Genomic DNA, 13,577 nt, shown 5'->3' with positions numbered 1-13,577 from the left:
GCCCGCGCAGGCCGCCCCGCGCAGGCCGCCCCGCGTACCCCGCCCCGCTACTCCAGCCAGCCCTCGAACTGCGCGGCCAGCGCGTCCAGCGCCGACGTGTCGAGACGGGCGTCGCTGTCCTCGACGACCACCAGCCACTGGGCGTCCTCGGCGTCGTCCTCGCCCGCGAGGGCGTCCCGGACCAGGTGCGGCTCCTCGCGCAGGGCGAAGCGCGCGGTCAGCAGCTCGGCGACCTCCTCCGCGGCGTCGCGGTCGGGCAGCACCAGCACATGTCGTACGTCGCTCACCGCACCAGTGTCCCCGACGCGGTGCGGCGATGTCCGACCCCCGTGGGATGCTGGGCGGCGATGGCCAGGAAGACTGCTTCAGACGACCCGCTCGCTCCGCTCACGCTCGCCGTGGGCCAGGAGGACCTGCTGCTCGACCGCGCCGTGCGCGAGGTGGTCATGGCGGCCCGCGCGGCCGACGCGGACACCGATGTGCGGGACCTGGCCCCCGAGGCGCTCCAGCCGGGCACGCTGGCGGAGCTGACCAGCCCGTCGCTGTTCGCCGAGCGCAAGGTCGTGGTGGTGCGCAACGCGCAGGACCTGTCGGCGGACACGGTCAAGGACGTCAAGGCGTATCTGGCCGCGCCCGTCGAGGAGATCACGCTGGTCCTGCTGCACGCGGGCGGCGCCAAGGGCAAGGCGCTGCTGGACGCGGCGCGCAAAGCCGGGGCGCGCGAGGTGGCCTGCCCGAAGATGACGAAGCCCGCGGACCGGCTGGCGTTCGTGCGGGGCGAGTTCCGTACGCTGGGCCGCTCCGCGACGCCCGAGGCCACCCAGGCCCTGGTCGACTCGATCGGCAGCGACCTGCGGGAGCTGGCGAGCGCCTGCGCGCAGCTCGTCGCCGACATCGAAGGCACCATCGACGCGGCCGTGGTCGCCCGCTACTACACCGGCCGCGCCGAGGCCACCGGCTTCGAGGTCGCCGACCTCGCCGTCACCGGCCGTACCGCGGAGGCGCTGGAGCGGCTGCGCTGGGCGCTGTCCGTCGGCCAGCCGCTGCCCGGCATCACCTTCGCGCTGGCCTCCGGCGTCCGCGCCATCGGCAAGCTCGCCTCCGCGCCGCGCGGCGCCAACCCCGGCCAGCTCGCCAGGGACCTCGGCATGCCGCCCTGGAAGATCGACCGGGTCAGGCAGCAGATCCGCGGCTGGTCCGCGGACGGCGTCTCGACCGCCCTGCGGGCCGTCGCCGAGGCCGACGCCGCCGTCAAGGGCGGCAGCGCCGACCCCGCCTACGCCCTGGAGAAGGCCGTCGTCACCATCGCCCAGGCGTCCCGCGCCCGCTCCTGACCGGAGACCGGACCGCGCGCCCCTCGTGCAGCGCCCCTCGTGCAGCGGCAGCACCCCTCCGACAGCGGCCCTCGGACAACAGAACCGCCCGTCCGGGACTCCCGGACGGGCGGTTCACGTCAGTGCTCTCACTGGGTGCGGTCGCGCCCGCGTGGCGAACGCAGATCGTGCGCGACCGCGGTGGTGCGAAGTGCGGGTCCGGGCGGTAGAGGGGCCGCTGGGTCCGGTTGCCCGCGATGAATCGAAAGAGCGGAGATCAGAGAGCGGAGACCGACTGAGCCAGCGCCGACTTCTTGTTGGCGGCCTGGTTCTTGTGGATGACGCCCTTGCTGACGGCCTTGTCGAGCTTCTTGGCGGCGAGACGAGCGGCCTCGGTGGCCTTCTCGGCGTCACCGGCGGCCACGGCCTCGCGGGTGCGACGGATCGCGGTCTTCAGCTCGGACTTGACGGCCTTGTTGCGCAGGCGCGCCTTCTCGTTGGTCTTGTTCCGCTTGATCTGGGACTTGATGTTCGCCACGAAAGAGCCTTCTCAGGTTCGATTGATACTTGGGTTGCTGCTTGGGGTGTGCTGCTCGGGGTTTGCCGCTTGGTACTGAAACGAGCAGATGCCTCGGGTTAGAGGGCACGAGGCACAGTGCTCCAGGCTACCAGCCGTTCACAGGACGGCCCAAACCGGTGCCGGTGCCGCAACCATGGGACGATAGCCCTTACGCCAGCCCCGCTCGCCCCGAGCAACCAGCCCGCCCGACCCGAGAAAATGGACCCTGCGTGCCCGCGACCCCTTCCCATGTGCCGGAGCCGAGCCGTACCGACCCGGCGTTGATCCGCAACTTCTGCATCATCGCGCACATCGACCACGGCAAGTCCACCCTCGCCGACCGGATGCTCCAGCTCACCGGCGTCGTCGACGCACGCCAGATGCGCGCCCAGTACCTCGACCGGATGGACATCGAGCGCGAGCGGGGCATCACGATCAAGTCGCAGGCCGTCCGGCTGCCCTGGGCGCCGACCACGGGCGACGGCACCGGCAGCACGCACATCCTGAACATGATCGACACCCCGGGCCACGTCGACTTCACCTACGAGGTCTCGCGGTCACTGGCCGCCTGCGAGGGCACGGTCCTGCTGGTCGACGCGGCGCAGGGCATCGAGGCGCAGACCCTCGCCAACCTCTACCTGGCGATGGAGAACGACCTGACGATCGTTCCCGTGCTGAACAAGATCGACCTGCCGGCCGCCCAGCCGGAGAAGTTCTCCGAGGAGCTGGCCAACCTCATCGGCTGCGACCCCTCCGATGTGCTCAAGGTCTCGGCGAAGACCGGCGTCGGCGTGGACGCGCTGCTCGACCGGGTGGTCCAGGACGTGCCGCCGCCGGTCGGCGTCGCCGACGCGCCCGCCCGCGCGATGATCTTCGACTCGGTCTACGACTCCTACCGGGGCGTGGTCACCTACGTCCGTGTCATCGACGGCCAGCTCACCAAGCGTGAGCGGATCAAGATGATGTCCACCGGCGCCACCCACGAACTGCTGGAGATCGGCGTCTCGTCGCCCGAGATGAAGCCGCACGACGGCCTCGGCGTCGGCGAGGTCGGCTATCTGATCACGGGTGTGAAGGACGTACGGCAGTCCAAGGTCGGTGACACCATCACCACCTTGAACCGCGGCGCGACCGAGGCGCTGGGCGGCTACAAGGACCCCAAGCCCATGGTGTTCTCCGGCCTCTACCCGCTGGACGGCTCCGACTACCCCGAGCTGCGCGAGGCGCTGGACAAGCTCCAGCTCAACGACGCGGCGCTGGTCTACGAGCCGGAGACGTCCGCCGCCCTCGGCTTCGGCTTCCGCGTCGGCTTCCTCGGCCTGCTGCACCTCGACGTGATCCGCGAGCGCCTGGAGCGCGAATTCGGCCTCGACCTGATCGCGACCGCGCCCAACGTGGTCTACCGCGTCGTCATGGAGGACCGCACCGAGCACACGGTCACCAACCCCAGCGAGTTCCCCGAGGGCAAGATCGCCGAGGTCTACGAGCCGGTGGTCAGGGCGACGGTGCTGGCGCCCACCGAGTTCATCGGCGCGATCATGGAGCTGTGCCAGAACCGGCGCGGCTCGCTGCTCGGCATGGACTACCTCTCCGAGGACCGGGTCGAGATCCGCTACACCCTGCCGCTGGCCGAGATCGTCTTCGACTTCTTCGACAACCTGAAGTCCAAGACCCGCGGCTACGCCTCGCTCGACTACGAGCCCACCGGCGAGCAGAGCGCCGACCTGGTCAAGGTCGACATCCTGCTGCACGGCGACAAGGTGGACGCCTTCTCCGCGATCACCCACAAGGACAAGGCGTACGCGTACGGCGTCCGGCTGGTGGCCAAGCTGCGCGAGCTGATCCCGCGGCAGAACTTCGAGGTGCCGATCCAGGCCGCCATCGGCGCCCGCGTGATCGCCCGCGAGACCGTCCGCGCCATCCGCAAGGACGTGCTGGCCAAGTGCTACGGCGGTGACATCTCGCGTAAGCGCAAGCTGCTGGAGAAGCAGAAGGAAGGCAAGAAGCGGATGAAGATGGTCGGCAACGTGGAGGTGCCGCAGGAGGCGTTCATCGCCGTCCTGTCGACCGACTCCGAGGGCGAGTCGAAGGCGAAGAAGTAGAAGAAGCAGGTGAGGGGCGGGGTCCGGGGCCGAAGCGGCAGGGGATGAGGCGAACGGGGCATCCGGGGCAACCGGCGGGCCTTCCCCTCTTACGCGCCGGGCGTCGGCCCTCTACCCTGATCCGACGTAGGTTACTGGTGAGTTAAGAACACAGGCGCGGGCCCGGAGGTTGTCGTGACCGACACACAGACGTTGATCGAGAATCGGCCGCCCTCCGTGGCGACGCTCTTTCTGGAGCGCGTGACGGCGACCCCCGACGCGGAGGCGTACCGCTTCCCCGTCCCGTCCGAGAGCGGCCAGGGCCCCGACACCTGGCAGGCGCTCACCTGGGGCGCCGCCGCCGAGCGGGTCTACGCCATCGCCGCCGGCCTGATGGACCTCGGCATCCGGCCCGAGGAGCGGGTGGCGATCTCGTCCAACACCTCGGTCGACTGGATCCTCGCCGACCTGGGCATCCTGTGCGCGGGCGCGGCCACCACCACCGTCTACCCGAGCACCAACGCCGACGAGACCGCGTTCATCCTCGCCGACTCCGGCAGCCGCGTCCTGATCGCGGAGAACGCGGCGCAGCTCGCCAAGGCCCGCGAGCGCCGCGCGGAGCTGCCCGAGCTGACGCATGTCGTGGTCATGGACGCGGCCGGGGCGGCCGACACGGACGGCGACGGCTGGGTGCTGTCGCTCGACGAGCTGATCAAGCGCGGCGCCGCCTACCTGGAGCAGCACCCGGCCGCCGTCACCGACGCCGTCGCCGCCATCACCAAGGACCAGCTCGCCACCCTCATCTACACCTCCGGCACCACGGGCCGCCCCAAGGGCGTCCGGCTGCCGCAGGACTGCTGGGCGTACATGGCGCGCGCCATCGAGGCGATCGGGCTGCTCGACGAGAACGACGTTCAGTACCTGTGGCTGCCCCTCGCGCACGTCTTCGGCAAGGTGCTGACCGCAGGGCACATCACCGTCGGCCACGTCACCGCCGTCGACGGCCGCGTCGACAAGATCATCGAGAATCTGCCGGTCGTCCAGCCGACCTACATGGCCGCCGTGCCGAGGATCTTCGAGAAGGTCTACAACGGGGTCGCCGCCAAGGCCAGGGCGGGCGGCGGCGCCAAGTACAAGATCTTCCTGTGGGCGGCCGAGGTCGCCCGCGAGTACGCCAAGGCCGCGCAGAACAGCATGCGGCTGACCGGCGTCCCGACCGTGCCGGTCGGCCTGCGCACCAAGCACGCGATCGCCGACAAGCTCGTCTACGCCAAGATCCGCGAGGCGTTCGGCGGGAAGCTGCGCGCCTGCGTGTCCGGCTCGGCCGCGCTCGCCCCCGAGATCGGCTACTTCTTCTCCGGCGCTGGAATCCACATCCTGGAGGGCTACGGCCTCACCGAGTCCAGCGCCGCCAGCTTCGTCAACCCCGGCGAGTCCTACCGCACCGGCACCGTCGGCAAGGCGCTGCCCGGCCTGGAGGTCCGGATCGCCGAGGACGGCGAGATCCTGCTGCGCGGCCCCGGCATCATGCAGGGCTACCACGGGCTGCCGGAGAAGACCGCCGAGGTGCTGGAGTCCGACGGCTGGTTCCACACCGGCGACATCGGCGAACTGTCGCCCGACGGCTTCCTGAAGATCACCGACCGCAAGAAGGACCTGATCAAGACCTCGGGCGGCAAGTACATCGCGCCCGCCGAGGTCGAGGGACAGTTCAAGGCGGTGTGCCCCTTCGTCAGCAACGTCCTAGTCGTCGGCGGCGGCCGGAATTTCTGTACGGCGCTGCTCGCCCTCGACGAGCCCACCATCCTCGTCTGGGCCGCGGAGCACGGCCTCGAAGGCCGCTCGTACGCCGATGTCGTCGGCACCGACGAGGTCCGCGAACTCATCGCCGGCTACGTCCAGCGCGTCAACGACAACCTCCAGCGCTGGCAGCAGATCCGCGAATTCCGCGTCCTGCCCCGCGACCTCGACATCGAGCACGGCGACCTCACCCCAAGCCTGAAGCTCAAGCGCCCGGTCGTCGAGCGCGAATTCGCCCCGCTGATCGAGGAGATGTACGCCGGAGCGCGCGAGGCGTAAGCCCCCGCGAGCGGCGCGTAGGGTACCCCTCGCGGGCGCGCCGCGCCCGGAGTTGGCCGGGCGGGGACCGATTCGGGGGACCCCGGGGGTCACGCGGCGCGTTCGGACGGGTTCGGTGTGTCACGGTGTGTGCGTTGTCGCCGCATCCTCGGGAGCCGCCTGTGAGGCTCGACCCGCCACGCCCCCGCGAGGGCACCGGCACCCGTACCGCCAGCACCCGTACCGGCGCCGGTATCAGCACCGGCACCGCTTCCGGCACCACGCTGCCCGGCAATCAGCTCGCGGCGGGCGCCGCCCGGCGCTTCCTGCGGGCCGCGCTCGCCGACTGGACGAGCCAGGGCCTGCCGGAGGCCGCCGCGTTCACCGAACAGGTCGTGGACGACGCGATCCTGCTGGTCAGCGAGCTGGTGACCAACGCGGTGATCCACGCGGGCACCACCGTGGACGTCCTGTGCCGACTGGAGACGAGAGCGCAGGCGGCGGCGGAGGCGTTCGGGGACAGCGGGTCGCGGGAGCCCGGTCTGGTGATCGAGGTGTCCGACCAGTACCCGGCACGGGTGCTGCGCGGCGACGACCGGCCGGACCCCGGCGACCACAGGGAAGGCGGTCGCGGCCTGCAACTCGTCGCCGCCCTGTCCGACGCCTGGGGCATCAGCTACCGCCGCGACCGTAAAACCGTCTGGTGCCGCCTCGACCTCACCGGCCCGCCCCCGGCCGCAGGAAGTGAAGAGAGCGAAGACGAGAGCGAGGAGCCGCTCCGGCGCGGCCTGCGGGCCGCCGAGATCCTGGCGCCCGCGCCCTCCGGCTCCGCCCGGAAAGCGGACTCCGACTGGATCAACCGCGGCTCCCTGTCCTTCCTCGCCGAGGCGTCCGATCTGCTCGCGGGCCAGCTCGACGAGGACAACGTGGCCGTGCTGGCGACCCAGCTCCTCGTGCCGCGGCTCGCGGACTGGTGCGCGGTCTGGCTCTACGGGACCGGCGGCCGGCCACGGCTGTCCAGCGTCTGGCACGGCGCGGAGCACCGTATCGACGGCCTGCGCGCCGTACTGGAGAAAACCCCGCCCCCGCCGGGCCTGCGCTCCGGCACCCGCCTCGGCGGCGCCATGCCGTGGCCCTGGCCGGCCACCGACGACATGTGGGAGCACGGCGGCGCGCTGGCCGTACCGCTGGTCGCCGCCGGGCGCTGGCACGGCACGCTGCTGCTCGGCCGCACCGGCCTGCTCGGTCTGCCGGGCGAGGTGGTCGGCCTGGTCGAGGACTTCGGGCGCCGGGTCGCGCTCGCCGTGGACACCGCGCGGCAGTACGCCCGCCAGGCGATGATCAGCACCGTCCTGCAACGCGGCCTGCTGCCGCCCGCCGCGGGCCGCATCCCCGGCGTCGACCACGCCGTGGTGTACGAGCCCACGGCCGGCGACTGGGTCGGCGGCGACTTCTACGACCTGTTCCCCGCGGGCGACGGCCGCTGGTGCTTCGCCCTCGGCGACGTCTGCGGCAACGGCCCCGAGGCCGCCTCGCTGACCGGTATCGCCCGCCCGGTCCTGCGGCTGCTGGCCCGCGAGGGCTACGGCGTCCCCGACGTCCTCGACCGCCTCAACAAGGCGCTCGCCGACGAGGCCGCCACCGCCCTGATCGGCGAGACCGGCGACTGGGAGGGCGGCCAGGCCCGCTTCCTGTCGCTGCTCTACGGCGAGATCGTGCCGTACGCCACAGGCCGCGGCGCCCGGTGCACGCTCGCCTCGGCAGGCCACCCGCTGCCGCTGGTCCTCACCCCGGACGGGCGGGTACGCGAGGCCGCGAGCCCGCAGATGCTGCTCGGCATCGGCGACGACACACGGTACGACTGCGAGTCCTTCGACCTCACCCCCGGCGAGACACTGCTGTGCGTCACCGACGGCGTCACCGAACGCCGCCGCGGGCACCGGCAGTTCGACGACGACGACGGCCTGGCGGCGGCGCTCGGCGGCTGTGTGGGGCTCAACGCCGTCGCCGTCGCGGAACGCATCCGGCGCGCGGTCCACGAGTACGACGACGCGCCGCCCGCCGACGACCTGGCGCTGCTGGTCCTCCAGGCGAGGTGAGCGCGCCGGGACCGGCGTCCGAACGGGACCGGGACCGGGACCCGAGCGGGGCCGCGACCGGCATCCGAGCGGGATCGGGACCGCGACCCGAGCGAGGCCGGCGACCGCGCGGATTCGGGCACCTCGCGCGTACCGGATACTGGACAGATGCCTTCCGTACTGCCTGATGGTGAGCCCGTGCCCGCGGACGGGACGCTGCCCGCGCACGCGCTCGACGGGGCGGCGGACCGGCCGCTCGGCTTCTACCTGCACGTGCCGTACTGCGCGACGCGCTGCGGCTACTGCGACTTCAACACCTACACCGCCACCGAATTGCGCGGCTCGGGCGGCGCCCTCGCCTCCCGCGAGAACTACGCGGACGTGCTCACCGACGAGATCCGGCTGGCCAGGAAGGTCCTGGGCGACGACCCGCGCCCGGTCGAGACGGTCTTCGTCGGCGGCGGCACCCCGACGCTGCTGCCCGCCGCCGACCTCGTCCGCGCCCTGGCCGCGATCCGCGACGAATTCGGCCTCGCCGACGGCGCCGAGATCACCACGGAGGCCAACCCGGAGTCCGTCGACCCCGGCTACCTCGCGGAACTGCGCGCGGGCGGCTTCAACCGGGTGTCGTTCGGGATGCAGAGCGCGCGGCAGCACGTACTGAAGGTGCTGGACCGCACCCATACCCCGGGGCGGCCCGAGGCATGCGTCGCCGAGGCGCGCGCCGCCGGATTCGAGCACGTCAACCTCGACCTGATCTACGGCACGCCGGGGGAGTCCGACGACGACTGGCGCGCCTCCCTGGACGCGGCCGTCGCCGCGGGTCCCGACCACGTGTCCGCGTACGCGCTGATCGTCGAGGAGGGCACGCAGCTCGCCCGGCGGATCCGGCGCGGCGAGGTGCCCATGACCGACGACGACGTGCACGCCGACCGCTACCTCATCGCGGACGAGCGGCTGGCCGCCGCGGGCTTCACCTGGTACGAGGTCTCCAACTGGGCCACCACCCCCGCCGGGCGCTGCACCCACAACGAGCTGTACTGGACCGGCGCCGACTGGTGGGGCGCGGGGCCCGGCGCCCACAGCCACGTCGGCGGCGTGCGCTGGTGGAACGTCAAGCACCCCGGCGCCTACGCGCAGGCCCTCGGCGAAGGACGCTCACCCGGCGCCGGGCGGGAGATCCTCACCGCGGAGGACCGCCGCGTCGAGCGCGTCCTGCTGGAACTGCGCCTCGCCGACGGCTGCCCCCTCGACCTCCTCGCCGAGGAGGGCGCCCGCGCCGCCGCCCGCGCGGTAACGGACGGCCTCCTGGAGGCCGGTCCTTACGCGGACGGCCGCGCCGTCCTCACCCTGCGCGGCCGACTCCTGGCCGACGCCGTCGTCAGGGACCTGGTCGACTAGTCGACCAGGAGCCGCCCCGGGGCGGCTCCTTACGGCGCCGCCACGAAGTCGATCAAGTGCTCCACCGCGCCCAGCAGCTCCGGCTGGAGGTCCTTGTAGGTGTGGACCGAGGCCAGGATCCGCTGCCACGCCTCACCCGTCGTCATGTTCCAGCCGAGGCTGCGGCAGACCCCCGTCTTCCAGTCCTCGCCGCGCGGGACGCGCGGCCACTCCCGGATGCCGACGGAGGACGGCTTCACGGCCTCCCACACGTCGATATAGGGGTGGCCGACGATCAGGACGTCCGCCCCGGTGACCGCCGCCGCGATACGGGACTCCTTGGAGCCCGGCACCAGGTGGTCGACCAGGACGCCCAGGCGGGCGTCGGGACCCGGCGAGAAGGACTCGACGATGGCCGGGAGGTCGTCCACCCCCTCCAGGTACTCGACCACGACGCCCTCGACGCGCAGGTCGTGCCCCCAGACGCGTTCGACCAGCTCGGCGTCGTGCCGGCCCTCGACGTAGATCCGTCCGGCGCGCGCCACCCGCGCCTTCGCGCCGGTGACCGCGATCGAGCCGGAGGCGGACAGCAGGGGCCCGCGCGGGCCCGGCGCCTGCGGGCGGACGAGGGTGACCTGCTTGCCGTCGATGAGGAAGCCGCGCGGCTCCATCGGGAAGACGCGGTGCTTGCCGAAGCGGTCCTCCAGCGTGACCGTCAGCCCCTCGGCGGTCTTCTCCACCCGCACCACGGCCCCGCAGAAACCGGTGCCGACCTCCTCGACCACCAGATCCCGCTCCGCGGCCACCTCGGGCGCGGGCGTACTCCGCTTCCACGGGGGAGTGAGGTCGGGGTCGTCGTAACTCCTGCTGCGCATGAGGGAGATCGTAACCAGGGCGGCTACGCGACGGACCCGAAGCGGGCCGCCAGCGCGTCGCGCTGGGCCCGTACGAAGCGGGCGTCGACCACCGCGCCGTGGCCGGGCACGTAACGGGCCGTCTCGCCGCCGAGGGCGAGCAGCGCGTCCAGGGTGCCGGGCCAGCGGTCGGGCGCCGCGTCGTCGTCGGCCTGCGGCTCGCCCGACTCCTCGACCAGGTCGCCGCAGAAGACCACGGCGGGATCGCTCGGGGTGGCGCCCGGCACGACCACCACCAGGTCATTGCGGGTGTGGCCGGGGCCGGGGTGGACCAGCAGCACCGGACGGTCGCGGCCCAGGTCCAGGGCGTACTCACCGCTGACCGGGTGGCCGGGCAGCACCAGGGCCTCGGCGGCCCGCGCCGCCTCCGCCGGGTCGGTGCCGAAGGCGACCGCCGACTCGCGCAGCGCCTCCCGCTCGCGCCGCAGCAGCGCGGCCAGCGACGTCTGCCCGTACACCTCGGCGCCGGGGAAGGCCGCCGTGCCGAAGACGTGGTCGAAATGGCCGTGGGTGAGCGCGACATGGGTGACGGTCCTGCCGGTCAGCGCCTCGACCTGGGCCCGCAGCTCGGCGCCCTCCCGCAGCGTCGAGCCGGTGTCGACCAGCAGCACACCGTCGTCGCCGACCACCAGGCCGATGGTCACATCCAGATGCGGCAGCCGCCGCCGCGCGACACCGGGAGCCAGCTGCTCCCACCCCGTGCCCTCCACCGGCTCCGCCGGTTCCGCAGATCTCACGTGACCGACGCTATCGCCGCCGCGCCCGCGCCGCCCGTCGTCCGCCGCCGTCCCCTGCCGCCCGTCGCCGACCGCCGCTCCGTCGCCTCGTACCGCCGCCCATCCCGCCACACTTCGCCCACCCGTACGGTGCCCTTGCCTCGCCCTCGCTACCTCGCCGTACACTTGCTGCGGGGCGGCTGGCACTCGAAACGCAGGAGTGCCAGGCCAGGGCGGTTTTAAGGACCGGTAGACGGACGAGGCCATACGGCTGGAGGTGCGCGATGCTGAGCGAACGCAGGCTCGAAGTGCTGCGTGCCATCGTCCAGGACTATGTCGGGACCGAGGAGCCGGTCGGCTCCAAGGCGCTCACCGAACGGCACCGGCTGGGCGTCTCGCCCGCCACCGTGCGCAACGACATGGCGGTCCTGGAGGACGAGGGATACATCGCCCAGCCGCACACCAGCGCTGGCCGCATTCCCACCGACAAGGGCTACCGGCTCTTCGTCGACAAGCTCGCGGGCGTCAAACCGCTGTCGTCGGCCGAGCGCCGCGCGATCCAGAACTTCCTGGACGGCGCGGTCGACCTCGACGACGTCGTGGGCCGTACGGTACGGCTGCTCGCGCAGCTCACCCGGCAGGTCGCCGTCGTGCAGTACCCGTCGCTGACCCGCTCGTCGGTCCGGCACGTGGAACTGCTGCCGCTGGCGCCCGCCCGCGTGATGCTCGTGCTGATCACCGACACCGGCCGCGTCGAACAGCGGCTCATCGACTGCTCCGCGCCGATCGGCGAGACCGTGCTCGGCGACCTGCGCGCCCGGCTCAACAGCCGGGTCGTCGGCCGCCGCTTCGCGGACGTGCCCCCGCTGGTCCAGGACCTGCCGGACGGCTTCGACCCGGACGACCGCCCCGCGGTCACCGCCGTGCTCGCCACGCTCCTCGAAACGCTCGTCGAGGAGACCGAGGAGCGGATCATGCTCGGCGGCGCGGCGAATCTCACCCGGTTCAACCACGACTTCCCGCTGACGATCCGGCCGGTGCTCGAAGCCCTCGAAGAGCAGATGGTGCTCCTCAAACTGCTCGGCGAGGCCAAGGATTCGGGCATGACCGTACGGATCGGTCATGAGAATTTTCACGAGGGGCTCAATTCCACTTCGGTGGTGGCGGTCGGCTACGGTTCGGGCGACGAGGCAGTCGCCAAACTCGGCGTGGTCGGACCGACCCGCATGGACTACCCCGGAACGATGGGAGCGGTACGCGCAGTGGCACGTTACGTCGGACAGATCCTGGCGGAGTCGTAAGTGGCCACGGACTACTACGCCGTTCTCGGCGTGCGCCGCGACGCAGGCCCGGACGAGATCAAGAAGGCGTTCCGCCGGCTCGCCCGTGAGCTGCACCCGGACGTCAATCCGGACCCCAAGACGCAGGAGCGGTTCAAGGAGATCAACGCCGCCTACGAGGTGCTCTCCGATCCGCAGAAGAAGCAGGTCTACGACCTCGGCGGCGATCCGCTGGCCGCCGGTGGCGGAGGCGGCGCGGGCGGCTTCGGCGCGGGCTTCGGCAACTTCAGCGACATCATGGACGCCTTCTTCGGGCAGTCGCAGCAGCGCGGGCCGCGCTCGCGCACCCGGCGCGGCCAGGACGCGATGATCCGGCTGGAGATCGAGCTGGACGAGGCCGCGTTCGGCACCACCAAGGACATCCAGGTCGACACCGCCGTGACCTGCGGCACCTGCAACGGCGAGGGGGCCGCGCCCGGCACCGCCGCGCAGACCTGCGACATGTGCCGCGGTCGCGGCGAGGTCTCCCAGGTCACCCGGTCCTTCCTCGGCCAGGTCATGACGTCCAGGCCCTGCCCGCAGTGCCAGGGCTTCGGCACCGTCGTGCCCACCCCCTGCCCCGAGTGCGCGGGCGACGGCCGGGTCCGCTCCCGCCGTACGCTCACCGTCAAGATCCCCGCGGGTGTCGACAACGGCACACGTATCCAGCTCGCGGGCGAGGGCGAGGTCGGCCCCGGCGGCGGCCCGGCCGGTGACCTCTACGTCGAGATCCGCGAGGTCCCGCACCCGGTCTTCCAGCGGCGCGGCGACGACCTGCACTGCACGGTCACCATCCCGATGACGGCCGCGTCCCTCGGCACCAAGTGCCCGCTGGAGACGCTGGACGGCCTGGAGGAGATCGACATCAGGCCCGGCACGCAGTCCGGCCAGTCCATCCCGCTCCACCAGCGCGGTGTCACGCACCTGCGCGGCGGCGGGCGCGGCGACCTCGTCGTGCACGTCGAAGTCCTCACCCCCAGCAAGCTCGACGCCGAGCAGGAGAATCTGCTGCGGCAGCTCGCCGTGCTGCGCGGCGAGGAGCGGCCCCTGGGGCAGTTCGCGCCGGGCCAGCAGGGCCTCTTCTCCCGTCTGAAGGACGCCTTCAACGGGCGGTAGCGGGCCCGCGCTCCGCACGAGGGTGCCCCCTGCGGGGGGTGAG

11 protein-coding genes are annotated in these 13,577 nt (G+C 72.2%); 7 read left to right on the top strand and 4 right to left on the bottom strand.

Translation table 11 applies throughout. The annotated features are described in order from the left end of the window. Window positions 1–47: 47 nt before the first annotated feature. Window positions 48–287: a hypothetical protein gene (locus ACIQCJ_RS22535; RefSeq protein WP_391047534.1), complete on the bottom strand. Its 240-nt coding sequence runs from the start codon at window positions 285–287 to the stop codon at window positions 48–50. A gap of 60 nt (window positions 288–347) precedes the next feature. Between ACIQCJ_RS22535 and holA the strand changes: the two genes are divergently transcribed. Then, window positions 348–1,334 carry a DNA polymerase III subunit delta gene (holA, locus tag ACIQCJ_RS22530; protein WP_355348876.1) on the top strand — a complete coding sequence of 329 codons (987 nt, stop codon included), beginning with the start codon at window positions 348–350 and terminating at the stop codon, window positions 1,332–1,334. 256 nt (window positions 1,335–1,590) lie between these two features. Here the strand turns inward: holA and rpsT are convergent, their stop codons facing one another. Beyond that, on the bottom strand, window positions 1,591–1,851 hold the full coding sequence (rpsT, locus tag ACIQCJ_RS22525) for a 30S ribosomal protein S20 (RefSeq protein WP_188280821.1): 261 nt from the start codon (window positions 1,849–1,851) through the stop codon (window positions 1,591–1,593). A gap of 251 nt (window positions 1,852–2,102) precedes the next feature. Here rpsT and lepA point away from each other — a divergent pair, with 251 nt between their 5' ends. The 4 genes from lepA (at window position 2,103) to hemW (ending at window position 9,490) form a co-directional block, all read left to right on the top strand. Then, complete coding sequence (gene lepA / locus ACIQCJ_RS22520) at window positions 2,103–3,974, top strand: translation elongation factor 4 (RefSeq protein WP_355348872.1); 1,872 nt, start codon at window positions 2,103–2,105, stop codon at window positions 3,972–3,974. Between the two features lie 174 nt (window positions 3,975–4,148). Then, window positions 4,149–6,032 carry an AMP-dependent synthetase/ligase gene (locus ACIQCJ_RS22515; RefSeq protein WP_402712314.1) on the top strand — a complete coding sequence of 628 codons (1,884 nt, stop codon included), beginning with the start codon at window positions 4,149–4,151 and terminating at the stop codon, window positions 6,030–6,032. A gap of 161 nt (window positions 6,033–6,193) precedes the next feature. After that, window positions 6,194–8,110, top strand: coding sequence for a SpoIIE family protein phosphatase (locus tag ACIQCJ_RS22510; protein WP_402712313.1), 1,917 nt, complete (start codon window positions 6,194–6,196; stop codon window positions 8,108–8,110). A 147-nt stretch (window positions 8,111–8,257) separates the two neighbouring features. Next, on the top strand, window positions 8,258–9,490 hold the full coding sequence (gene hemW, locus ACIQCJ_RS22505) for a radical SAM family heme chaperone HemW (RefSeq protein ID WP_355348866.1): 1,233 nt from the start codon (window positions 8,258–8,260) through the stop codon (window positions 9,488–9,490). Window positions 9,491–9,519: 29 nt separating this feature from the next. Here the strand turns inward: hemW and ACIQCJ_RS22500 are convergent, their stop codons facing one another. Continuing rightward, on the bottom strand, window positions 9,520–10,344 hold the full coding sequence (locus tag ACIQCJ_RS22500) for a DUF3097 family protein (RefSeq protein ID WP_391047525.1): 825 nt from the start codon (window positions 10,342–10,344) through the stop codon (window positions 9,520–9,522). Window positions 10,345–10,367: 23 nt separating this feature from the next. Next, entirely contained in the window at window positions 10,368–11,120 is a 753-nt protein-coding gene (locus tag ACIQCJ_RS22495; protein WP_391047523.1) for an MBL fold metallo-hydrolase, read from the bottom strand. A 263-nt stretch (window positions 11,121–11,383) separates the two neighbouring features. Here ACIQCJ_RS22495 and hrcA point away from each other — a divergent pair, with 263 nt between their 5' ends. Together hrcA and dnaJ are read left to right on the top strand one after the other, a co-directional pair. Beyond that, window positions 11,384–12,400, top strand: coding sequence for a heat-inducible transcriptional repressor HrcA (hrcA, locus tag ACIQCJ_RS22490; RefSeq protein WP_355348857.1), 1,017 nt, complete (start codon window positions 11,384–11,386; stop codon window positions 12,398–12,400). Next, complete coding sequence (gene dnaJ, locus ACIQCJ_RS22485; RefSeq protein WP_355348854.1) at window positions 12,401–13,534, top strand: molecular chaperone DnaJ; 1,134 nt, start codon at window positions 12,401–12,403, stop codon at window positions 13,532–13,534. Window positions 13,535–13,577: the final 43 nt, after the last annotated feature.

It is taken from the genome of Streptomyces sp. NPDC093221 (assembly GCF_044753885.1).
Classification (GTDB): domain Bacteria; phylum Actinomycetota; class Actinomycetes; order Streptomycetales; family Streptomycetaceae; genus Actinacidiphila.
The sequence above is the reverse complement of the archived record's forward strand: the minus strand, read 5'-3'. Positions and strand labels throughout refer to the sequence as shown.

What these genes read in the sequence shown, in the direction of transcription:
- hrcA (WP_355348857.1), top strand. Translation starts at nt 11,384, where the DNA reads ATGCTGAGCGAACGCAGGCTCGAAGTGCTGCGTGCCATCGTCCAGGAC.
- holA (WP_355348876.1), top strand. Translation starts at nt 348, where the DNA reads ATGGCCAGGAAGACTGCTTCAGACGACCCGCTCGCTCCGCTCACGCTC.
- ACIQCJ_RS22500 (WP_391047525.1), bottom strand. Translation starts at nt 10,344, where the DNA reads ATGCGCAGCAGGAGTTACGACGACCCCGACCTCACTCCCCCGTGGAAG.
- hemW (WP_355348866.1), top strand. Translation starts at nt 8,258, where the DNA reads ATGCCTTCCGTACTGCCTGATGGTGAGCCCGTGCCCGCGGACGGGACG.